At 43.8% G+C, this 23072-nt stretch carries 14 protein-coding genes; 8 read left to right on the forward strand and 6 right to left on the reverse strand.

The features are described from left to right. Positions 1-338: 338 nt before the first annotated feature. Complete coding sequence (locus HMPREF1154_RS04240) at positions 339-1247, reverse strand: SPFH domain-containing protein (RefSeq protein WP_016421182.1); 909 nt, start codon at positions 1245-1247, stop codon at positions 339-341. A 105-nt stretch (positions 1248-1352) separates the two neighbouring features. Between HMPREF1154_RS04240 and HMPREF1154_RS04245 the strand changes: the two genes are divergently transcribed. The 3 genes from HMPREF1154_RS04245 to HMPREF1154_RS04255 all read left to right on the forward strand — a co-directional run bounded on the left by HMPREF1154_RS04245 (position 1353) and on the right by HMPREF1154_RS04255 (position 3912). Beyond that, on the forward strand, positions 1353-1955 hold the full coding sequence (locus tag HMPREF1154_RS04245) for a bifunctional nuclease domain-containing protein (RefSeq protein WP_232211966.1): 603 nt from the start codon (positions 1353-1355) through the stop codon (positions 1953-1955). 12 nt (positions 1956-1967) lie between these two features. Further along, positions 1968-3356 carry a NupC/NupG family nucleoside CNT transporter gene (locus HMPREF1154_RS04250; RefSeq protein WP_009641316.1) on the forward strand — a complete coding sequence of 463 codons (1389 nt, stop codon included), beginning with the start codon at positions 1968-1970 and terminating at the stop codon, positions 3354-3356. Between the two features lie 79 nt (positions 3357-3435). Continuing rightward, positions 3436-3912, forward strand: coding sequence for an S-ribosylhomocysteine lyase (locus HMPREF1154_RS04255; RefSeq protein WP_009641303.1), 477 nt, complete (start codon positions 3436-3438; stop codon positions 3910-3912). 68 nt (positions 3913-3980) lie between these two features. Here the strand turns inward: HMPREF1154_RS04255 and HMPREF1154_RS04260 are convergent, their stop codons facing one another. From HMPREF1154_RS04260 to recQ, 4 genes are all read right to left on the reverse strand, one after another. Next, complete coding sequence (locus tag HMPREF1154_RS04260; protein WP_009641309.1) at positions 3981-4472, reverse strand: CAP domain-containing protein; 492 nt, start codon at positions 4470-4472, stop codon at positions 3981-3983. Positions 4473-4561: 89 nt separating this feature from the next. Next, positions 4562-6256: a glutamine--tRNA ligase/YqeY domain fusion protein gene (locus HMPREF1154_RS04265; protein WP_009641301.1), complete on the reverse strand. Its 1695-nt coding sequence runs from the start codon at positions 6254-6256 to the stop codon at positions 4562-4564. Positions 6257-6297: 41 nt separating this feature from the next. Further along, positions 6298-6717, reverse strand: a complete 420-nt coding sequence (locus tag HMPREF1154_RS04270) for a hypothetical protein (RefSeq protein WP_009641299.1) — start codon at positions 6715-6717, stop codon at positions 6298-6300. Positions 6718-6752: 35 nt separating this feature from the next. Further along, positions 6753-8942, reverse strand: coding sequence for a DNA helicase RecQ (gene recQ / locus HMPREF1154_RS04275; protein ID WP_009641325.1), 2190 nt, complete (start codon positions 8940-8942; stop codon positions 6753-6755). A 97-nt stretch (positions 8943-9039) separates the two neighbouring features. Here recQ and HMPREF1154_RS04280 point away from each other — a divergent pair, with 97 nt between their 5' ends. Beyond that, positions 9040-10005, forward strand: coding sequence for a KpsF/GutQ family sugar-phosphate isomerase (locus HMPREF1154_RS04280; protein WP_009641308.1), 966 nt, complete (start codon positions 9040-9042; stop codon positions 10003-10005). A gap of 78 nt (positions 10006-10083) precedes the next feature. Here HMPREF1154_RS04280 and pbpC read toward each other — a convergent pair whose 3' ends face one another. Continuing rightward, entirely contained in the window at positions 10084-12441 is a 2358-nt protein-coding gene (gene pbpC, locus HMPREF1154_RS04285) for a penicillin-binding protein 1C (protein ID WP_232211967.1), read from the reverse strand. 538 nt (positions 12442-12979) lie between these two features. Between pbpC and HMPREF1154_RS04290 the strand changes: the two genes are divergently transcribed. The 4 genes from HMPREF1154_RS04290 to HMPREF1154_RS04305 all read left to right on the forward strand — a co-directional run. Further along, on the forward strand, positions 12980-15355 hold the full coding sequence (locus HMPREF1154_RS04290; RefSeq protein ID WP_232211968.1) for a T9SS type B sorting domain-containing protein: 2376 nt from the start codon (positions 12980-12982) through the stop codon (positions 15353-15355). A gap of 1 nt (position 15356) precedes the next feature. Then, positions 15357-16703, forward strand: coding sequence for a PorP/SprF family type IX secretion system membrane protein (locus tag HMPREF1154_RS04295; protein WP_009641318.1), 1347 nt, complete (start codon positions 15357-15359; stop codon positions 16701-16703). Positions 16704-16959: 256 nt separating this feature from the next. After that, positions 16960-17139 (forward strand): hypothetical protein, encoded by a 180-nt coding sequence (locus HMPREF1154_RS04300; protein ID WP_009641327.1) that lies wholly within the window; start codon positions 16960-16962, stop codon positions 17137-17139. 81 nt (positions 17140-17220) lie between these two features. Beyond that, positions 17221-23072: hypothetical protein (locus HMPREF1154_RS04305; protein ID WP_009641285.1), on the forward strand; the 5852-nt coding region annotated here is incomplete at its 3' end.

A 23072-nucleotide genomic window follows, 5' to 3' on the forward strand; every position in this document is an offset into this window, starting at 1 on the left:
ATGTGCTATTCTATTTCTAAGGTCATTAATCTTAGCTAATTCATTAAAGATGTATGTATGATTATATTGCATAGAGGCGGAACTTCTTGGTTTGGAAGGAAATATCCGCAACAAATTTTGTCCTCCTGCTACAAATTGAGGCTGAGCAAACAAGTACCTCCATAAACCAAAATCTAATTCTGCTATTAGTTTTGAATGAGAGTGTATATTACTCTTTGTTGTTATAAAATTTATTTATAACTTTGCCCCAGTTTTATTCCCGATAGGTCTCTGAGCAATCAAACTATCGGGTTTTGTTTTTTTATAACTTCTCTTGATAGAAGAATTATTAATGATTTTTATTCTTTCTTTTTTATCATTCCCCCTACTTGGTTAGAGGCAGCGAAAGAAGCGATCATATTGGTAAGCATTTCAGCACCTGCCTGTGGGGAGTTGGGAAGGAGGATAAGGTTGCTCTTGGTGTCCTGTCCTACCGCCTGTAGGGTATCATAGTGCTGGGTTACCACAATCAGTGCGGAAGCCTCCTGAGAGCTGATGCCTACTTTGTTAAGCACATCGACACTTTCTACTAACCCGCGTGCAATCTCACGACGTTGGTCGGCTATACCTTGTCCTTGTAGGCGCTTGCTTTCTGCCTCGGCCTTGGCTTTTTCTACAATCAAGATACGCTGGGCATCCCCCTCATACTGAGCAGCTACTTTTTCACGTTCGGCAGCATTGATGCGGTTCATAGCGGCTTTTACCTGCGCATCAGGGTCTATATCTGTAACCAAAGTCTTGATGATATCATACCCATAAGTTTCCATGGATTCCTGTACCTCACGCTTTACGGCTATAGCAATATCATCTTTCTTGACAAACACATCGTCCAATTTCATCTTAGGTACTTCGGCACGCACCACATCAAATACGTAGCTGGTAATCTGATCATGAGGGTATTCGAGCTTGTAGATAGCATCATACACCTTGTCCTTGATTACGACAAACTGTACTGAGACTTTGATTTTGACAAATACATCGTCTAAGGTCTTAGTCTCCACAATAACATCTAATTGCTGTATTTTTAAGCTGATACGTGCAGCTACCTTGTCAATCACTGGAATTTTTAGTTGTAATCCAGAATGGCGAATGCTTTGGAATTTTCCAAAACGCTCAATAGAAACAGCTGTTTGTTGCTTCACTGTGAAAAATAGAGAGAAGAACAGAAACAAACCTAATAGAACAAAAAAGAGAATTGTATAATTCATAAAAAGCTTGGTTTTATTTTGGGCAAAGTTATAACTTTTCTTGGAAAAAAACAAGCGAAAATTCATCGGCTTAAAGGTTGTACAAATGGAGAATTTTCTCTATTTTTGCAGTCTATTATACATACTATGGAATGGACACAGATGTACATAAAATCACTCGGTGAGATGTCGGCTAGAAGCTATGTGCTCCTTCTAAAAGAAACAGAAGGAGCGCGACAAGTACCTATTGTGATTGGAGAGCGAGAGGCTATGGCTATACAATATAGCAACTATGGGAGGTTCTTTATCAGCCAACCGCCTATCTATAATGTATTGTTCAACCTTGTGAAAGCCAACCAGATACAAATCACTCAGATACAAATCACTGAGTTTCGGGAAGGAACTTTCTATGCTCATATGCTCTATAAGGGAGAGGAGGAGACAGGCATGCAACCTATATGTATAGGCGATGCCATGGCCATGGCTATAGTGGGAAAGATACCCATCTTTATGATTAAGGAATTGGTAGAAAGGTATGGTACAGCTCAGACCCAGGAGCAAGATATCCTCACAGAGGATACTCCTGCCCCTCGAGCAACAGGTAATAAGAACCTAAAACGCTATCTGACCACTGAATTAGAAAAACTTATGGATTCGGCCATAGAGGAAGAAAACTACGAATTGGCAGCTGAAATCCAAGAAGAACTTACCAGAAGAAAGAAAATATAAAAACAGAATCATATGAAACTTATACATACACTTATCCTCCTTGTGCTGCCTGTTGTAGGTATGGCTCAATCACAAGCGAGTATGATCCCAAGTGCGGGTATGAGCGTAGAGAGTGTACTCAGAGGCTTATTAGGTATGTGCGTACTGCTGATGATAGCCTTCCTCTTTAGCCACAATCGCAAGGCGATTGCTTGGAAGACGGTCGCTATAGGACTGGCTATACAACTTTTCTTGGCCTTTGGGGTACTGAGAGTGGAGTGGGTCAGAAAGGTCTTTGAAGTAGCAGGGAGTTTCTTCTTGCTTATCTTGGACTTTACCAAGGCAGGGAGTGATTTCCTCTTTGGCAACCTTATGGATATCAATGGTATAGGATATATCTTTGTCTTTCAGATACTACCTACCATTATCTTCTTCTCAGCTCTTACCTCTATTCTATTTTATTATGGAATCATTCAGATATTTACTCGTGCGCTGGCTTGGGTGTTGAGCAAATCTCTAAAGATCTCAGGGGCAGAAAGTCTTTCAGTTACAGGTAATATATTTTTAGGGCAAACCGAAGCCCCGCTGATGATTAAGTCCTATTTGGAGAAGATGACCAAGAGTGAAATCCTCCTTGTCATGGTGGGCGGTATGGCCACAGTTGCAGGAGGAGTATTGGCCTCGTATATCAACTTCTTAGGAGGGAATGACCCAGTGATGAAATTAGAGTTTGCCAAGCATCTACTGGCGGCCTCTGTCATGGCTGCTCCTGGGGCGGTGGTGATCTCCAAGATGCTCTACCCACAAGAGGAAACTATTCCCACAATGTATGAGACCTCCAGCGAAAAGTTTGGCAGCAATGTCCTTGATGTAATTAGCACAGGTACTAGCGAAGGACTTAAGCTAGCTGCCAATGTAGGGGCTATGCTTTTGGTATTTGTTGCCCTGATTGCCATGATCAACTATTTCTTGGGCTGGGTAGGAGATATTACTTACCTGAATCCGATTATCAAAGATAGTAGTGTGCTTCCTTACGACCGCTTCTCTTTGGAGATGATCTTGGGATCTATTTTCTCTCCTATTATGTGGCTCATTGGAGTTGCTAAGGAAGATATGATGCTGGTAGGACAGCTTTTAGGAATTAAGCTTGCTGCTTCAGAATTTGTAGGCTATACCCAATTGGCTACACTAAAAAATCCTGAAGCCCCTATACACCTCATGTACCAAAAGTCGGTAATTATGTCCACTTATCTCCTATGTGGGTTTGCCAACTTTGCCTCTATTGGTATTCAGATAGGTGGTATCGGTTCACTTGCCCCTGGTCAGCGTAAGACGCTTTCAGAATTTGGTCTTAAGGCGGTATTAGGTGGTACACTTGCCTCACTGATGTCGGCTACTATTGCAGGAATGATCTTAGGATAATGACTAGTGACTAGTGACAAGTGACTAGTGACTAACTACTAACCACTAATAACTAATAACTGACAACTAATTATAAAAAGTGGAAAGAATTGCAAGTTTTTGTGTAGATCATCTCAAGTTACAGCGGGGGATTTATCTCTCTCGTCGAGATGTAGTAGGTAATGAAGTGATTACCTCTTTTGATATTCGTATGAAAGCCCCCTATCGAGAACCAGTATTAGGAGGAGCAGAGATACACACTATGGAGCACTTGGCCGCTACATGGCTACGTAATAGTGATTGGAAGGATAAGATCATCTATTGGGGGCCTATGGGCTGTATGACAGGGAATTACCTGATTCTGGCAGGCGACTATACCTCCAAGGATATAGCTCCACTGATTACTCGTCTTTTTGAGTATATGGCCAATTTCGAAGGAGATATCCCAGGCGCTTCCGCTGTAGAATGTGGTAATTATTACAACAATAACCTACCTATGGCTAAGTATGAAGCCAAAAAATACTTGGAAGAGGTGCTCTACCACTTGAAAGAGGAGAATTTAAATTACCCAGAGTAGTTAAAAGGTAAAAAGGAAAAGGTAAAAAGTAAAGAGTGAAAAGTTCATCTTTTTCACTCTTTACTTTTTCAATCTTCACTTCCAAAGACTTGTGTCCAGTATTTGCCCTTGTGGGCAACACCCATCTCCTTTACATGAGGGTTCATGATATTGGCGCAATGGGCGGGGCTACTGAGCCAACCTTGTATTACTGTTCTTTCGTCGGAATAGCCCATAGCTACATTCTCTGCATAGGCACGCCAGTGGTAGCCTGCTTTGCTTAGGCGTTTGCCAGGGTCATCACCATTTTTACTACTATGGGTTAGCTGGTTGCGCTGTGCCATCTCATTGCTATGCTTTTGGGCAACAGTGGCAAGTTTGTCACTCCATGTCAAGGGCGGTACCGCAGGGTAATAAGTGCCCCCGCATTGGCAACCTTGACTTCTTTGAGCATTGACCAATGTCAGTAGTAGCTCCTTATCAATAGAGCTAAGAGAATCTGCTTGATTCTCTGGAGCGTCCTGCTTGTCTGCTATGGTACAACAGATAAATAGCAGGGGGAAGAGAAAGATCTTAGACATAGGATTTATTCTTCAAAGATAGCTTTAGTATTGATACTTAGTTCAGGAAATTTTACAGAATGGATAGTTTTTCCATAACTTTTCATTTATCATTCTTCACTCTTTATCTTCTCCCAAGTGTCCTTAAGTCCTACAGTCTTGTTAAAGACGAGTTTCTCGGTGGTGCTATCGGGATCTACACAGAAGTAGCCAAGGCGTTGAAACTGTACTGTATCGCCCGCTTGGGCTGTCTGTAGGCTCGGTTCCACATAGGCAGTGATGGTCTTGAGTGAATTGGGGTTGATATAATTAAGAAAACTATCCTCTTGGCGATCGGGTTCAGCTATGGTGAAGAGACGATCATAGAGACGTACTTCGGCGGCTATGGCATGAGGAATAGAGACCCAGTGGAGGGTACCTTTTACCTTGCGAGTACTTGCCTCAGTGCCACTACCACTGCGGCTGTCGGGGTCGTAGGTGCAGTGTATCTCGGTGATATTGCCTTCACTATCCTTTACTACGCTTTCTGCCTTGATGATATAGGCATTCTTTAGGCGTACTTCTCCTCCTAGTTTCAGGCGGAAATACTTCTTGTCGGCTTCTTCGCGGAAATCCTCTCGCTCTATATACAGCTCACGAGAGAAAGGCACCTTGCGGTAGGTCATAGGGCTTACCTCAGGGTTGTTTTCGGCATCAAGCCACTCCTCTTGGCCTTCTGGGTAGTTGGTGATTACGACCTTTACAGGGTCAAGTACAGCCATGACACGGTTGGCCTTCTTGTTGAGGTCTTCGCGTACACAAAACTCTAAGAGAGAGACATCTATAAGGTTTTCACGCTTGGCAATACCAATGGTGTCGGCAAACTTGCGGATGGCCTCAGGGGTATAACCACGACGACGCAAACCAGAAATAGTAGGCATACGAGGGTCGTCCCAGCCTGCTACATAGTGCTCATTGACTAGCTGCAATAGTTTGCGCTTACTTACAATGGTATGGCTAAGGTTACGACGGGCAAACTCACGTTGCTTAGGGCGTACTACCTTTTCCCCTTGAGGGATGATCTGGTCTAAGAACCAATCATAGAGTTCTCTATGGGGTAGAAACTCCAAGGTACAGAGCGAGTGAGATATTTGTTCTAAGTAATCACTTTCCCCATGTGCCCAATCATACATAGGGTAGATATGCCACTTATCCCCTGTACGGTGGTGAGAGGCATTCATGATACGATAGATGATAGGGTCACGCATGAGCATATTGGGCGAGGCCATATCTATCTTCGCACGTAATACATAGGTACCATTGTCGAACTCCCCATTCTTCATGCGCTCAAAAAGGGCAAGATTCTCCTCAGGGGAAGTATTGCGGTAAGGGCTTTCAGTACCTGCGGTGGTAGGAGTACCCTTTTGAGCAGCAATCTCCTCGGAGGTTTGCTTATCTACATAGGCCTTGCCTTGCCTTATGAGCATCACTGCCCACTCATATAGTTCTTGGAAATAGTCAGAGGCGTAGCACTCTTTGTCCCATTCGAAGCCGAGCCATGCCACATCGCGACGGATGGCATCTACATATTCTTGTTCTTCCTTGCTGGGGTTGGTATCGTCAAAACGTAGATTTACAGGGGCATTGTAGCGCAAGCCCAAGCCAAAGTTAAGACAAATAGAGCTAGCATGTCCCAAGTGTAAGTAACCATTAGGCTCTGGAGGAAAGCGAAAACGCAATTGCTTGTCAGCAAAACCTGCAGCGAGGTCTTCCTCTATGATATTTTCTATAAAATTGTTGGATCTTTCTTTGATTTCTTCTGCCATTTTAGGTGTTAAGTTTTAGTTTGAGTTACAAGATAAAGTATTCAGAATTTCCAAGGGGTCATTCTCTCGAAGAAATTAATGACTACCGACAAGGTAAAACCATTAAAAGTAGCTTCATTTCTCAGAGGTAAGGAATAGCCCGCTTGTATTTGGTATTTGTTGGCCAAGGATAGCCCCATACGTGGGGTGATAGCGTGAGTATTGACTGAAATTCCCATTCCAAAAAGTAGGGCATAGAACTCAGCACCTATTTCAGGGACAAACTGTATTGTACCCTTATGGCTACCCACATGAGAGCCAGCATAATAAGATAACCCTGCATAGAAAGGATCAGAATTGTTGGACACGCCTACAAACCCATAATGATACACCCTATTGGTAAAGGTATAAGCAGTGCGTAGCCCGACATATTGTCCCTTTGCTAAAAAAGGGAAAAATAGTAATAGCAATAAGGTTCTCATTATTAGTTATTAGTCACTAGTCATTAGTCACTATCTTAGTTTCCTACTTCGCTGATAAACTTGATACGATAGAGGCGCAACTCGTCGTCTTCATAATCTCCGCCAAACTCCTTGGAGGCTACGGAAATCTTATCAGTATCGGCATTTAAGAAATAGTCATGGAGTTCTTCCTGTTGCTCTTCGTCCAAGATCTCATCTATCCAATAGTTGATATTGATTTTGGTGCCACTATATACGATTTGCTCCATTTCCTTGAGAAACTCATCTATGGAGAGACCTTTGGCTTTAGCAATATCAGGAAGAGGTAGTTTCTTGTCTATGTTCTGGATAATGAATAGCTTAAGGGCAGAATTGGCGCCTGTGGTTTTTACGATAAGGTCTTCGGGACGTATGATATCGTTTTCCTCTACATATTTGCTAATCAGGGCAATAAAGTCCTTACCATATTTCTTAGCCTTCCCTTCTCCTACGCCAAAGACATTGGTCAGTTCCGAGATTGTAATAGGGTATTTCATACACATATCCTCCAAAGAGGCATCTTGGAAGACCACAAAAGGCGGTACGCCAAATTCCTTGGCTACCTTTTTGCGCAAGTCCTTGAGGTATTTTAAGAGCGTTTCGTCAAGAACAGAAATGGTATTCTTAGCAGGCTCTTCTATATCCTCCTCAAAATTATGGTCTTCGGTCATCATAAAGGAGTGTGGTTTTTTGAGAAAATCACGTCCCTTATCAGTGAGGAACATTACCCCATAAGTTTCTATATCCTTACGGATATAATCATTGACCATCACTTGGCGAATCAGCGCCATCCAGAAGCGACTATCGAACTCCGCACCACAGGCAAAAAAATCCTGTTGGTCAAAAAGGTTGGACTTGATAATGGCAGAATATTTTCCAGTCAGTACATTCACTAAATCCTTGGCTTTGAGTCTTTGTCGGGTTTTGTCAATCACGTCTAGGAGCATGAAGACTTGATCTTTGGCTTCTTTCTTGGTCTTAGGGTAGCGCATATTGTCGTCCATATTGGCACCCTCACCATTGATCTCGTCAAACTCTTCTCCGAAGTAGTGTAGAATGAACTTGCGTCGGGAGCTGGAGGTCTCAGCATAAGCGACCATATCCTGCAAGAGGGCTTGTCCTACCTCTTGCTCGGCTATAGGCTTGCTTACCATGAATTTTTCCAATTTCTCTATGTCCTTATAGCAGTAGAAAGCCAGGCAATAGCCCTCTCCGCCATCGCGGCCTGCGCGGCCTGTCTCTTGGTAGTAGCTCTCAATACTCTTAGGAATATCATAGTGAATCACAAAGCGTACATCGGGCTTATCAATCCCCATACCAAAGGCAATGGTAGCTACCACTACCTCTACTTCTTCCATAAGGAACATGTCTTGGTGCTTAGCACGGGTCTTGGCATCAAGCCCTGCATGGTAGGGGATTGCGGTAATACCATTGACCTGTAGGGTCTGGGCGAGTTCCTCCACACTCTTGCGGCTTAGGCAATAGATAATACCCGATTGGCCTGGGCGTTGCTTGACAAAACGAATGATATCACTATTGATATTCTTTGTTTTAGGGCGTACCTCATAATAGAGATTGGGTCGGTTAAAGGACGATTTGAACACATTGGCCTGCGGAATTCCCAAGTTCTTGAGAATGTCCTCCTGTACCTTGGTAGTAGCTGTAGCGGTAAGGGCTATGATAGGGATTCCTTCGCCCAAGCGCTCGATAATTGTCTTGATATTTCGGTACTCAGGACGGAAGTCATGCCCCCATTCGGAAATACAGTGCGCCTCATCTACAGCCACGAAGGAGATATTGATCGTTCTGAGAAAATCAGCGTACTCGTCCTTGGTCAAGGATTCAGGGGCTACATACAGCAGTTTGGTATCCCCATTGCGAATATCCTCCATAACGGTACGTATTTCCCCCTTGGTAAGGGAGGAGTTCAGTACATGGGCAATTTTATCAGTGCCTGAGATGCCGCGAACGACATCCACTTGGTTCTTCATCAGAGCGATAAGGGGAGAGATCACAATAGCTGTCCCTTCTTTCAAGAGCGCAGGGAGCTGATAACATAGTGATTTTCCACCACCTGTAGGCATCAGAACGAAGGTGTGGTTGCCCTCCATGATGCTACGGATAATGTCTTCTTGTTTTCCTTTGAATGCGCTAAAGCCAAAAATGCTTTTTAATGCTTTTTGTAAATCAACATTATTAGTACTCATAATAATATGTAGTATTTTATATGTAGTATTTTTTTTTTACTTTTGCAGGATAAAATTACAACTTTTTTTTTAAGTGGCAAATTTAAAATCAACTATTTTGGAAAAATTTAATAATGTACTTGATTTTGCTCGCAAAACCATTGAGATTGAGCTTGATTCTTTAGGGAAATTAACAGAGTTTTTAGATGAAAACTTCCCTCGTGCCGTACAGGCGATTCTACAATCCAAAGGGCGTGTGGTCATCACAGGCATAGGAAAAAGCGCCATCATCGCCCAAAAGATGGTCGCTACGATGAATTCTACAGGTACTCCTGCGATTTTTATGCACGCGGCCGATGCTATTCACGGGGACTTGGGGATGATACAGCCCTCCGATGTGGTTATCTGTATTTCCAAGAGTGGCAATACTCCAGAAATCAAAGTGTTGGTGCCGCTGCTCAAGCGTGAAAACAATCCACTGATTGCCATTACGGCCAATAAGGAATCTTTCTTGGCTACTCAGTCCGATTATGTACTCTATGCCTATACGGAAAGAGAAGCCTGCCCGAATAACCTAGCCCCGACCACTTCCACTACCTCCCAGTTAGTCATAGGTGATGCCCTAGCCGTGGCACTCATGCAGGTAAAGCAGTTCGGCAGTGCCGATTTTGCTAAGTATCACCCAGGCGGTGCTCTCGGAAAGCGACTTTACCTCACTGTGGGGGAAGCCATAGCCAAAAATCAAGTGCCTGTGGTAGCTCCAGAGACGGACATCAAGCAGGTGATTGTAGAAATCTCTCAGAAGATGCTTGGAGTAACAGCGGTACTCGATGGGGAACATATCGTGGGGGTCATCACCGATGGAGATATTCGCCGTATGCTCAGCCGTTATGACCAAATCAAGGGACTTCGTGCGCGCGACATCATGACCACTCACCCCAAAACTATAGCAGCCGAGGTGTTGGCGGTGGATGCCTTAGACTTTATGCAGAACCACAAAATTACCCAGCTACTGGTTACCCGCCAAGGCAAGTACGTAGGGGTGATACACTTGCATAACCTGATACAGGAGGGAATCATTTGATAGTGACGAGTGACGAGTGACAAGTGACTAATCCTAGTATGGTATTGTCACTAGTCACTAGTCGTTAGTCACTAGTCACTAGTCGCTCGTCGTTATTAAAATGGTCTTCTCATTCCCTCTACTATCCATGCACTTAAGTAGGTGTTCCCCTGGGGTGAGATATAGTTTCATGTCGTGGAAGTGGAGGGTTTCTCCCAGGAAGGTGTTGTCCAAGTACCAAAAGAGCTTACCTGGGTACTTATAGGCTACACGAGCTATAATGGGCTGGAGACTGCCTCCTAAGCCTTTGGCAGGGTGTAGGGTAGCGCCATGTTTGGGATAGATGAAATCCAATACCTGCTGCTTGTCTCCCTCCTGACAATCCTCTCTTAGGGGAGGAAGCACCTGATAGGAAGGGTGTTTTTTCTTATAAAACCACTCCATAAGTGGGGGCAGTACAAACCAGCTTTCTGAGCGTATGTTGGCGATCTGCTCACAGTTGCTGTTGACCTGCCAAAGACCATCAGCAGATAGGTGCACCCAGCGGTGGTACTTGCATAGGGAGGTCTGTAGCTGTCTATGAGGTACCCAAATGGTTTTTTTAGGGCATAAGTCGCTGGCAATCATACCGCTTAAGGCACACACTTCTACCTTTTGAAGATCTTCCCAAGGGGTATCAAACCATTTGTCTTTTTTGAGCAATTGGAAAATTTCTAGCATCACAGGAGCGGCTGTCCCCACCCCAGTAAGTTCAGGACGTCCTTCCCCAGAGGCATTGCCCACCCAGACCCCTACTAAGTAACGGGAAGTAAGGCCAATAGCCCAAGCATCGCGGTTGCCAAAGCTAGTGCCCGTCTTCCAAGAAATTTTCCGAGATGAGGTATAATAGCGCCAAGCCGAGTCAAACGAAGGACGGTTCACCTGAGTTAGTGCCTCAAAAGTCTTATAGATAGCCCCTGCCGAAAAGTGATTTTTTTCCTCTTGCAAAGTGCCATAATCACGCTCGCCCCTGAGGTAGGTGAGTCTCTGGAAGGCATGAGAGCGGTATTTGCCTGTTTGTGTATATTCATTCAGTTCATAGCCCATATTGGCATAGGCCTGCGCAAGTTCCCAAAGCGAACACTCGGCGCCACCTAGAATGAGCGACAGCCCATAGTGGTCAGGGGAGCGGTTGATAGAGCGCAGACGGAGCTTTTGTAGCTGTTGGTAAAATCGGCTGATGCCATATTGGCGTAGAAGTAGCACAAAGGGAATATTCAGCGAGCGGTACAGCGCCTCATCGGCAGGAACAGCCCCCTCGTAAGTGTTTTCAAAGTTCTCAGGGGAATAGCCCCCAATATGGGTAGGAATGTCCCCCACAAGTTCCTGAGGCAACAATTCGCCACTATCAAGCATAGCAGTATATAGGAAAGGCTTCAGCACGCTGCCTGTACTACGTGGTCGGTGAATGATATTTACATCCTTATGGTGCTGCTCATCGGTAGGGCTATTGCCCACATAGGCCAACACCTCTCGGCTTTGGACATCAACCACCAGGGCACAGAGGTTATGCACCTCGAAACGCTTGTAGTGTCGGTAGTACTTGGCTATCACCTCCTGCACACGCTCTTGCAGGTAATAATCTATGGTGGTGACCTGTCGCTTGTTCGGAGTAGTACGGGCAATGCGCTCTACAAGATGCGGGGCTATATTGGGCAGCTCATGAGGTCGCTCCACCAAAGGCTCCTCAAGGGAGAGTTCGTAGGTGGTTTTATCTATGGTATGATTTTTGAGGAGCTTCTCTAGAAGGAAATCACGCTTTTTTTTCAGAGCGTTTTGATTATGTCCAGGAAAGATTAAGCCAGGAGCATTGGGCAGCACAGCCAGCGTACAAGCCTCCGCCCAAGAGAGCTGCTCTAAAGAGACGCCAAAGTAGCGCCAAGCAGCCATATCGGCTCCTATCACATTGCCACCAAAAGGCGCATGGGAAGCATATAGGGCAAGGATCTTCTCCTTGGAGTAGCGAAACTCCAAGCGGGTAGCCCAGATAGCCTCTATGAGTTTCTCGCCGTAAGTACGGACTTTGTTCTTGCGGGCTAAACGAATCACCTGCTGGGTAAGGGTACTACCCCCACGTACAGTATGCCCATGCCGCAGATTGGTTAGCAAAGCCTTAGCGGTAGATATAGGATTCACCCCCCAATGGTAGTAGAAGTGAGCATCCTCAAAAGCCAAGATCGCCTTGCGTAGCTTATAAGGCACTGTATCCCGCTCAGGGAATCGCCATTGGCCGTCAGGAGCGATTTTACCCCCAAGAAGTTTGCCCTCTCGGCTCTCTACCACAGTGGCATAGCCTTCCTTAAAAAGCGGACTAGGCAAGCAAAAGATATACCATAATAGTAGGATGCCTCCTATGGCGGTACGGATCTTGTGCCTGCGAAGATAATTGATAAGAGAAAAACAATAGTTACGTATCATTACCACAAAAGTACATGGTTTTTTCTAAAGAAACAAACTTTTTTAATGGTTAATTGTCAATTGTTAATTGTCAATGAGCTAATATGACTAACCACTAGCCACTAACCACTAACCACTTGTCGTACATATTGATTTTAATCCCTATTGCTTTACATTGATTTAATATTTATTTAACCACAAACAAGAGAACCTGTTATCTATACTATGTATCTTTTTGATAGAAAGAGTAGGGGAGGGGTAATTGTTTATAACATTAAAAAATGTTAATAACTTTTTGGGTATAGGTAAAAGCAAAGAAAATATTTCTTTAACCCCTTGTATTTGCCTGAGATAAATAAATTTTATTTTGTATCCAAATAAAAAAAGAAAGCACAGGAAAGATAATTTTATTTAGGACAAACCAACTAATAAAAACTTTTTTATATATTTGCATTGGTTTAGTGATTGGCTAAAAGTCACATAATCACATTGTTTAAAGAAAATATAAATTAACCAATAAATTTAACAAACAATCGATAAAGAGCCTATTATGAAAAAAATGAGATACTTACTATGTATGCTGTTGATACTGCTTATCCAGACTCTTTATGGGCAGACAAAGCGTGAGATATACAGTATAATTACAGGGAATGGAGGTACTGATAATTATTATTGTGTGCGTAATTCTTCAGGAGAGGTGAAGGTAAAATTCAAATGGAAGGGGACTCGTGCCAATGTAGATAATAAGTTCATTGCAGAACTCTCAGACCCCAATGGGGATTTCTCTGCTCCTGTAAAGCTAGGTGAGATTACCGAACGAGGAAATCAATCGGATATATTTGAAATTCCTTTTCGTTTGCCTGCCACTACCGATGGAAAGCAGTATAAAATCCGTATCCGTAGTACTTCTCCAGAGGTCATTGGCATCAGTGATCCTTTTGAGGCACACCACTTGGGTAATGCCGACCCACTGCAACTTAACAATTTCCAAGGGATAGAAATCTGTCCTGATTCTGAAGGTCGTACCATTTCTGTAACAGGAGGTACTACTGCTGCTCAATATAAATGGTATAAGGATGGGAATCTCATAGTAGGAGCTACAGGTAGCAGCTATACCGTAACCCAAACAGGGGCTTACTCAGTAGAGCCTGATTTTGGGCGCTGCGCAGGTTCTATGCGTTCTAATGAGATACAAGCCACCCTACCTGGTTCAGCTACGTCTATGGGAATCAAGATAAAAGGCGATGCTACTCGTGATATTTGTTCAGGGCAGACCCTTACTTTGGAATCAGAAATCACCAACGAACAACCTGGCTTTACCTTTACCTATCAGTGGTATAAGGATAATAACCCTATACCAGGAGCTACGACAGCTACCTATCAGGCTACCGAGGCAGGAACTTACAAGGTAAGAAGTGTACCTGGGTCTAATTGTCCTATGACCTCAGCCGAGGTAAAGCTCAATGCTCGAACTACAGCCGATCTACTGAAAATAGAAGGAGGAGAGACCCAAGTGAAGTGTACAGGGCAAACCATCACCCTTACTACCAAGCTCAAAGATGCCAGCCTTACAGGTACCTATAAGTGGTATAAGGATGGTACTGAAATAGCAGGTGCTACTGCCAATACTTATGGTGCTACCGATATAGGAAGCTATTATGTAACCCTTACCGAGGCAGGCGGCTGTGTAATTAAGTCCAATACAGTAGCCATAACCAATCGCTCTGGGGTGAATGCAGGAGATATCAAGTGGTTGGGACATGCCAATGGGGAGGTTGTATTTGCTTTTCCCTATCGTCGTCCTATTATAGAATTGGATATTCCAAGCACTGAAACCCTTACCGTAAAATGGTTTAAGGAGGACGACCCTACCAATATATTACAGGAGAACACCACTCGCTCTTTCCAAGTGCCTTCCGAAGGAACTTTCGTGGCCGAGGTATATGATGCCTGCCAAACCAAAGTGAGCGCAGGGGTACTCAAGCTACAGATCAAGGAACCTTCCCGCTATATCCCTACCATAGGCTTCAAACAAGGAACTTCTCCTTGTGGTTCAAACAATGCGATCTTGGAACTCTCCAGCCTAGAGGCTGTGATTGTAAATGGCAGCGAAGAGAAGAAAACCCTTGTCCCTAGTACAGATTATGACCAATATACACTCCAATGGAAAAAGGATGGAGCAGGGGTCGGTATGGGTAAGGAGCTTACCACCACTCGTTCAGGTTCTCTAAGTGTATATAGGCTGATGGTCAATGGAGCTTTTAACTCCAATGAAGTTAAGCTCGTAGATATCAAGCTGCCAACAGCGGTACGTATCACTACCAATACAGGGGTGGCCGAATTGCAGGACAAGCAAGCCTTGGATCTCATTCCTACTTTAGAAGGCGATTTCCAACAAGAACTCTTTACCTATACTTGGAATTACCGCAAGGATGACTCCCAGCCTTGGACACTCAAAAAAGAAGTAACTACTGAAGCGGATAAGAAATACACCATTCCTGCTACCCCTTATAAAGACCCTGCCTTTAGAGAAGCTGTAGGCCAATACCAGTTTGTGGTGAAACTCAAGACAGGGGAGGTGAGCATAGGAGGCGATACCATAGACCTAACGCCCTATGCCCAGAGCTGTGGCAATGCCGAAGGGGTGATTAGTATTACCTATTCAGTGTCCTATGATGGTAATGAGATTCCTAATACACTACTCCTTTCAGGAGAGGACGTTAACCGTAAGTGGATGCTGCCAGCTCAGTGGGCAGGTGCCAAGGTGACTATCTATAAGCAAACAGGAGAAATTGTCTATCAGGCAAACCAATATAACAATGATTTTCCGAACTTTACCCCACCTGAGAGCCAGAGGGGGGCAGCCATCTACTATTTCTATATCTTAGAAAAAGATGGAAAAACAGAGAACGGAACCATAACACTATTACAATAGAATGAAAAGAGGACGCTACTATAGGATTTGTATTTTATTCTTGACCATGGTCTCCACCTGGGCGCAAGAGCAAAAGGGCTTTTATGTACCTTATCAGATGCCTACCCATGCCTTTGTACGGTTTAATACCTTTGTGGCTAACCCTGCCGCTCCCCTTGTTGTCAATTATCAGGAACACAACGTGGGACTGTACTATCGTAACCAGTGGATGGGCTATAAGAATGATAATTTTTCACTCATGGGACTTTCCTATGGCCGCAACTGGCGGGAGACCAGCTCTATGAACCTTTTTCTATACAAGCGCAATGTAACGGTGATGACCAACTATGGAGTGGTGCTTAACTATGGACACCTCATTCACCTCTCGGATAATGTACGTATAGGCATGGGGCTCAATGTGATTCCATCCTTTAGTGGCTTGGACAAGGGACGTATCCGTGTGGCCGACCCAGCCGATCCGCTCTTGCAGGTGGGTAACTCCTTTGACTTCGTTCTCCAACCTGGGGGCTATCTTGCCTTTGGGGATTTCTACCTTATGGGGACAGCGGAGAACCTTATTGACTATTCTGCTGGAGCGTCTAAGGCTATGACAGAGTTTCGAGATAAGACCTTCACCGCACACCTTATGTATCGCAAGGCCTTGGATTCCAGAAGTGATCTCTTAGAAGATGGCTATTGGTCAGTAGCTTTCCGTGCTACCAAGGAGTTCGATGGGTACAACTTCGGTGGTCATGCCATGATAGACCTACCTGCCTTGGGCTGGGCTAATCTCGGTTATACCCAGCGCAATGGCCTTATAGCAGGGGTGGGCTTTAACCTCCGCCAACAGTGGAGCCTTGGGATAGAGTACGAAAATGCCATGGGAGTAAAAGTGCCTCAATTGGGGAGTACTTTCGGAGTATACCTCAATGTACAGTTCGGTGGTGACCGACAAAAACGCACGCCACCCGCCCCTCCTAAGCCTCCAAGGCTTCCTGTGGTACCTGCTAAGGAAGAACCTAAGAAAGAAGAACCTCAACCTTTGGTACCACACAATCCAGAGGTAAAACCTAAACCGGTGAAGCCGAACCAAGCGCCTATTTCGGTTAAGACAGAGACCATGGAAGGGGTGCCAGCAGGACACTATGTAGTTATCGGGGTATATGCTAACCCTCGTAATGCCTATAGTTTCCTACAGCAGATGGGCAAGCGTTATGAAGTAAGTTCTTTTGTAAATAAGAAAAATGGTCTTACCTATATATATTTAGGTAAGGGTGCCCTCTCCCTCGAAGATGCCCAAAACCTTATGCGTAAGTATATGCTCAATTTGGATTTCATCGGTGGTATTTGGGTATTGGAAGCAAAATAGTGGTTAGTTATTAGTGGTTAGTGGTTAGTTGTCAGTCTATTGGAACTAGCCACTAGCTACTAAATTGTTAAACTATTCACAAACTTTACATTTTTCGTAAAATAAATTCTTTTAGTTCTAAAAAATTATATATATTTGCCCAAAAATAGAGTGCCCATATACAATGTAATGGGTTGGTTTGTAATATATTGATAGACAGATAGTTGGTTTGTTGAAGGTTATTTTAGAACTAATAGACACTAAAACCAATAATGATATGAAAGAAGTAATACGTGCCGTAGAAGCCTTAGGAATAAGGTTTGACGAATTGAAATTCAGGACTGCCTTACAACTCTCTCAAGTAAAAGAAAGCATTCGTATTTTATATTGGGTACTTGGTATAGTAGGCAGTGGGGTAGTAGCAGGAATTACCATTTATTTAGCAGCACTTAGATAATAAAGCCAATTACAGGTGTCTGACATCTGACTACTGATAATTAATGAAACTAAACAAGAGTAAGATAATAACCAAACAATTATGAAACTTAAATCATTCTTCCAGTACGCATTGACCGTTGCCTTATTAGCTTTAGTAGGGACAACGGCTTTTGCACAAGCTTTATCCACTGTGTATAATAATGGTGGAAAAGCCTTCAGAGGGGACTATAAGCTGATAGGGAACCGTTCTAATGCACCTTACAATCTAGACTTACCGGTCATAGACGGCTGTCCCTCTACCGTGAAGTGGGCGCGGCTCTATTGGGCAGGCCACTCAGGAGGGGGTAACCTTGATCAGGTGCGCTTCATAGGACCAGGGATTAATAGGACGGTACAGGCCAACGACGGATACAAAGAGTCCAATGCTGTGGTATGGAATGATGCCGACTACCTGATCTATCGTGTACAGTTCAACGATGGTTGGGACTTGGATATCCGTGTAACCGTAAGTGAACCTTCTGGTTTAGGTAAAGCAGGTTACTGTTCAGGAGGATTTAATAATTATAACTATGCTGAATGGAGTGGAGATAATACGGGGCGTGGACGTGAAGCTGTACTCTTCAAGGTTGGTAATATGCGTGCAGCGGGATACAATAAGCTCAAATTTAACTACAAGACATGGTGGTATAATACGAGACAGAGTGGGAATGTTTCTATCTTGGTAGAAGGTTATAAGGGAGGTACTATGGTAAAATCGGGCTATGACTGGGTCAATGTTGGTGGAACAAAAGTAGGTACCTATAACTTCCCTGTAGTAAATATAACAGAAGAAAGAGGCGGTTGTCGTCCTAATCCAGGAAATGTGGGAGACTTTGAATATACCTTTAACGATGGACGTTTGATATGGTATAAGCCAGACAATACCCAATATGTAGCAGGACAAAATGAAGATCTAGATCCTACCAAGACTATCGTTAATGATGGTACACGTGTAACCGATGATTCTTACTACTATCGTTGGGCAGATGTTACTGCTGACTTGCAAGCTCGTGCCAATGCAGGCAATGTCAATGGAGCTTACCAAGTAGATAATATATACAATGAAGGAGGCGCCAGCTGGAAATTTGGTTCAGGTTGGGCCTTAGTGGTCGTTTATGAAAACCCTAAGCTCTCTGAGAATAGAGTAGTTACCATTCAGAGTGGCTTCCAGCGAGTAGGAGCAGGAGCAGCTACCACAAGTGCGGATAACAATGTCTTTGCTAGTGGCTACCTCAAACCACCTGGAACATGGGAAGTCTTTGGTCAGGTAACCCTCGGTGGAGAACCCAATGTTGCAGGTGACCACTTTAAGGTCAATACTACTGACATAGGTTACAATGGCCGTGCAGGTAATAACTTCTTCAATGGAACAACTACCATACACAATGAGGCACCACAAGTCAATCATCGTGGTTGGGACGTATCTTTCTTTGGAAATAATACCTATGTGTCTGCTGGGGCTACCAACCTCAATACGGTCTATGAGGCCAATAATGGGGGCTACGATGCCTATATCAAAATTGTCAATGCGGTCTCAGCAGCAACTACGCAGCCTTCTTATCAGATAGAAACCAAGGTGCTCAATGCAGCTAATGCTGATATAGCAGGCCAGCGAATAGCACTCAATACTGAGGCTAAATATCAGATAAATCTACGCAACACAGGAGCAGGTACTCCTACCACGCTCAAGTTGGAGGCTCACCTACCTCAGAACCTCATCTATGATGGAATAGAGGGTGCACTTCCTTCGGGAGTAAGTGCGCCTGCCGTAACACAGGTAGCAGGGCGTACCATGCTTACTTTCAACATGGCACCTAGTGCACTCCCTGCCAATATGACAGCGGCTAATACTATTACGATTAAGGTAAAAACAACCAATGATTGTGAGGCTCTTAGAGATGCATGTAGCAACAGGCTTAGCATACAACCTAAGCTTATCTATACTGTGGCAAATCCAACTGACAACCAAGAGAAACTCTCTTATAAGAAATTCGCTGATTGTGCCCCAGCCGCTACTACTTTCTATATAGAAGACGCACCTTGTGGAGCTTCCGACCGCAATACCTTACCTTATTGTGCTGCCTTTGAATTGGACGGTGGGGCAGGCTATACCTCTTACAAATGGACAAAACAAGGTCAAGGGGTCGTTTCTACCTCTCAGAGATATCAGGTCAATGCCGCAGGTACCTATGTACTCGAAAGAACAGGTGGCCCCGCTGATTGTGCTAATGTATCTACCAAAACCTATGTGATCCAGCCTCGTTCTGGTAACGATGCCCTTCACCCCTTGCGCAATAATGATAAGGTGGTGGAAAAGCAAACTTGTAACAATACCGGTCTTGACTATCTACAAGTTGCTCTCTGTGGTACCTATGTGGATCTGACAGCCACAGGTACAGGCTTGCCTGATGAAAAGGTAGAGTGGTATAAATATGAAGGAAGTACTGCACAGTTGGTTTCTTCCTGTCCACCTGCTCCTATAGGAGTAGAGCCTGGTAACTGGAGAAAATTAGGTACAGGTAATACCTTTAGATTACAGGGTAGCGAAGTTCATAACAATGGTAGCCACTTTGCCATCCTACTTAAGCATGACAATGGTTGTAACTTGGATTACTATTTCCGAGCCTATAAGAGTACGCTCTCTTACGATCTGACTCATGAGAACATCATGCCACTAGATTGTGGTTCAGGGGCTGCTGCTCGTGGTTGGCTTAAGATAAGTAATATCCCGACCAATGGAGATTACCAATATAAGATAGCAGGGCCTTCCAACTCAGTAAGTTGGACAGATATACCTTCACGAAGCTTTGACTATGAGGTAACTGCTCCTGGGCGCTATACTGTAACCCTACGTCCTAAGCTCGCTTCTAGTGCTTCTCAATACCAAAATAATGTTTGTAACTTTGAGAATAGTACAGATGTAAAGGCAACGACCAACACTGATACCAATCCGAACTTTACCCTCAGTAAAGTGGATGTACTCTGTGTGGGTACTGATCCTGCTACAGGAGTACTCAATGTACAACTTTCTAACCAAGTAACCTTGCCTGTATATGTTACAGTAACTAAGCAAGGTGGCGGACAAGTAGTGAAGTATTTGGCCAATACCGAAGCTCTACGTAACTCTGAGAACCTAACAGGCGCTGATCTTACCAAGCTTAGAACACTAGGCAAGGGTACCTATGAGGTAACTTTGCAGCCACAATTGCGCAATACTTGTACCTCTCCTGCCCGAACTATAGAGATCAAAGAAGTACCTCAGCTTAAGATACTTTCTATGACCTATAAGGATCCTTCCTGTGGGCCTACCAAGCAGATTTCGGTAACCTATCAGGGTGGTACTCCGCCTTATACCATAAAGATATTGGGATCTGACAATATAGATGTAAGTGAGGGCAATGGCAATGCCTTGGCTAAAACGATCAACTTTGACGATCCAAGGTTTACCCCTGCTATAGGTACAAAGAACTATACCATACAGGTGGTAGATGCTAATAGCTGTACTGTAACTAAAACTTTGACATATAAGTTGCAACCGCAACCTACTTTTGATAAGGACGCAAGTGACGCAGACTGTTCTCCTAATGAAGGTAAAATATATATGAGTATCAACAATACTCAGTTTGATGCTACCAAATATACGGTACAGTATGCTATCCAGAAGAAAGTAGGAAATAGCTATCCTACTACCGATACTTGGATCAAGCAGGCTTATCCTAATGGTACCTTTACAGGCCTTACCACAGGTAAATATCGTCTAAGGGTATACTATACAAGAGGTGGTATTACTTGTTCTTATCCAGCTGAGTCCTACCAGACACTTAATGCTAGTGGTCAGTTAGAATATCTCACTGGACCTGACTTTGATGACCAAGAAGTAGAAATCACAGAAGGTTCAGGTCCTCTTAAGGCTTTTGCCGCAGTTACTGTATTGGCTTGTGATAATCCCGCCAATGCAGCTGAAATCCGTGTCTTTAATGAATCAGGAGGAACTACCAATACCTATAAGTATAGTATAGACGGGGTGAACTTTGGCACCAGTAAGGTGTTCTCAGGATTAGCGCCTGGTACCTATACCATTACTGTTAAGAATGATCCTGATGCACATGGCCGTTTTTGTACTTGGACAAAAGATATACAAGTGCAAGTACCTATTGCAGCACCAAACCTTACTCCAACCTTGACCTATGACTGTGATGGTAGAGCACGCTTGCAGATAGCTACCAATAGAAATGACTATAGTTATACAAGACTTTATACCCCTACGACACCTTCGTTGCCAACAAATTATGCAACAGACTTTACAGAAGGACGTATTGAGAAAATAGATTTCCCTACTATTGCAACAGGAGGGCCTCAGACGGCTAGAGTGTTCTATAAGGAATCACGCCCACCGAGCTCTATGCTTATCTTTAGAGAAGATTTTGGTTCAGGTAAGAACGCTTGTTTGCCAGCAGGTATGACCTCTTATGCATGTGAAGTAGGTGCTACTGGTGCAGAAATAAAAGAAGGTTACTATGCTATATATAATGCGGATTATTATAGTACTAATACCAATGTAATAAATGTAACAAGAAATTGTAGTGATAGAAATCGTTGGGTAACATTGCCTGACCATACTTCTAATGGAACAGACCCTGACGGACGTTACTTTGCTTGTAATGCAAAAACAGTAACCCCTGACGGAGACCTCTTCTATAAGAGACAAGTAGCAGATATCCCTGCCAACTCCGATATCCGATATGAGTTCTATATAGCCAACTTATTCCGTGAGGATATGAAACTTTTGAATTATACCTCAGGTTTAGATGCTATTAAGCCTAACATACGTGTACGATTGGTAGATAATGGTGGAAACGTAATAGGTACTTCCGATACAGGAGAGATACCTAACTCTACTTGTGGAGCAGGTGTGGATAACTGGCGTAAGATGTCAGGTGTGATTAATACAGGTTCTCACACCAGCTTTACCATAGAATTCCGCTCCAATGGAGCAGCACCTCATGGTTGGGGTAACGACTTTGCCTTGGATGATATAGAGGTATATTACATTCCAAAGGCGTGTGATAACAAGTATAGTGATGTAACTGTACAGGTAGATGCTTCTGATCGTAAGAAACTTAAAATCTCAGCTCTTACCGAAACAGAAGAAACATGTAATGGTCTTAATGACGGTAGAATAGATGCGACAGTGGCTAACTATGGAACTAAGTATAAGTGGTATGTGGTAACACGCGGTACCAACAACATAGTGTATGGTTCTACAACTACCGAAAACACTACTTCACTCTTAACAGTAACTGGCATAGCACCAGGCTTGTATACCTTAGTCATTACTGATACACGTCAGGCTAAATATGCAGACAATCAGGCCTGCGTGGTAACTAAAGACTTTGAGATCAAGCGTAATCCTGCGATGGTGGTAACACCTAACAGGACGGAGGCTTACTTGAACTGTGGAGTGGATAGGGAACGTCTTGTGATATTTGGGCAGAACAATTCAACGCTTAATGGGCTCTTCAATATCACAGGAGGTAAGCAGCCTAATCCTTCTATCCTCAAGTATACCATTAAGGTAAAGAATTTGGGCAATAATAATGAAGAAGCAGTTACACCGGATAGTCAGGGAGTATACCGATACACTTTCTCAGCAGGTAAGTACAAGATCACTATAGTGGATGACAATGGCTGTAATGATGGTGTCAGCTATATCTTTGAGATGAAGGAACGCAATAAGCTTGCTTCTATAGATGTAGCTTATACAGCGAACTGTAACCCTGGTACAGGTATAGGAGATTTGGAAGTTTCTCATACATGGGTAACAACAGGCAATGGAGGCACGCTTCAGTACCAATATAAGAAGAAGACAGATGCTGCTTGGTCAGCAGACAGTCCAAGCAATGTAATCCCAGC

The organism is Capnocytophaga sp. CM59 (assembly GCF_000293175.1).
In the GTDB taxonomy this organism is placed as follows: Bacteria; Bacteroidota; Bacteroidia; order Flavobacteriales; family Flavobacteriaceae; genus Capnocytophaga; species Capnocytophaga granulosa.

Bases quoted from the DNA above. Each gene is read 5' to 3' on its own strand.
- HMPREF1154_RS04240 (WP_016421182.1), bottom strand. From the start codon at position 1,247: ATGAATTATACAATTCTCTTTTTTGTTCTATTAGGTTTGTTTCTGTTC.
- HMPREF1154_RS04250 (WP_009641316.1), top strand. From the start codon at position 1,968: ATGAAACTTATACATACACTTATCCTCCTTGTGCTGCCTGTTGTAGGT.
- HMPREF1154_RS04260 (WP_009641309.1), bottom strand. From the start codon at position 4,472: ATGTCTAAGATCTTTCTCTTCCCCCTGCTATTTATCTGTTGTACCATA.
- HMPREF1154_RS04265 (WP_009641301.1), bottom strand. From the start codon at position 6,256: ATGGCAGAAGAAATCAAAGAAAGATCCAACAATTTTATAGAAAATATC.
- HMPREF1154_RS04270 (WP_009641299.1), bottom strand. From the start codon at position 6,717: ATGAGAACCTTATTGCTATTACTATTTTTCCCTTTTTTAGCAAAGGGA.
- recQ (WP_009641325.1), bottom strand. From the start codon at position 8,942: ATGAGTACTAATAATGTTGATTTACAAAAAGCATTAAAAAGCATTTTT.
- pbpC (WP_232211967.1), bottom strand. From the start codon at position 12,441: ATGATACGTAACTATTGTTTTTCTCTTATCAATTATCTTCGCAGGCAC.
- HMPREF1154_RS04290 (WP_232211968.1), top strand. From the start codon at position 12,980: ATGAGATACTTACTATGTATGCTGTTGATACTGCTTATCCAGACTCTT.
- HMPREF1154_RS04295 (WP_009641318.1), top strand. From the start codon at position 15,357: ATGAAAAGAGGACGCTACTATAGGATTTGTATTTTATTCTTGACCATG.
- HMPREF1154_RS04300 (WP_009641327.1), top strand. From the start codon at position 16,960: ATGAAAGAAGTAATACGTGCCGTAGAAGCCTTAGGAATAAGGTTTGAC.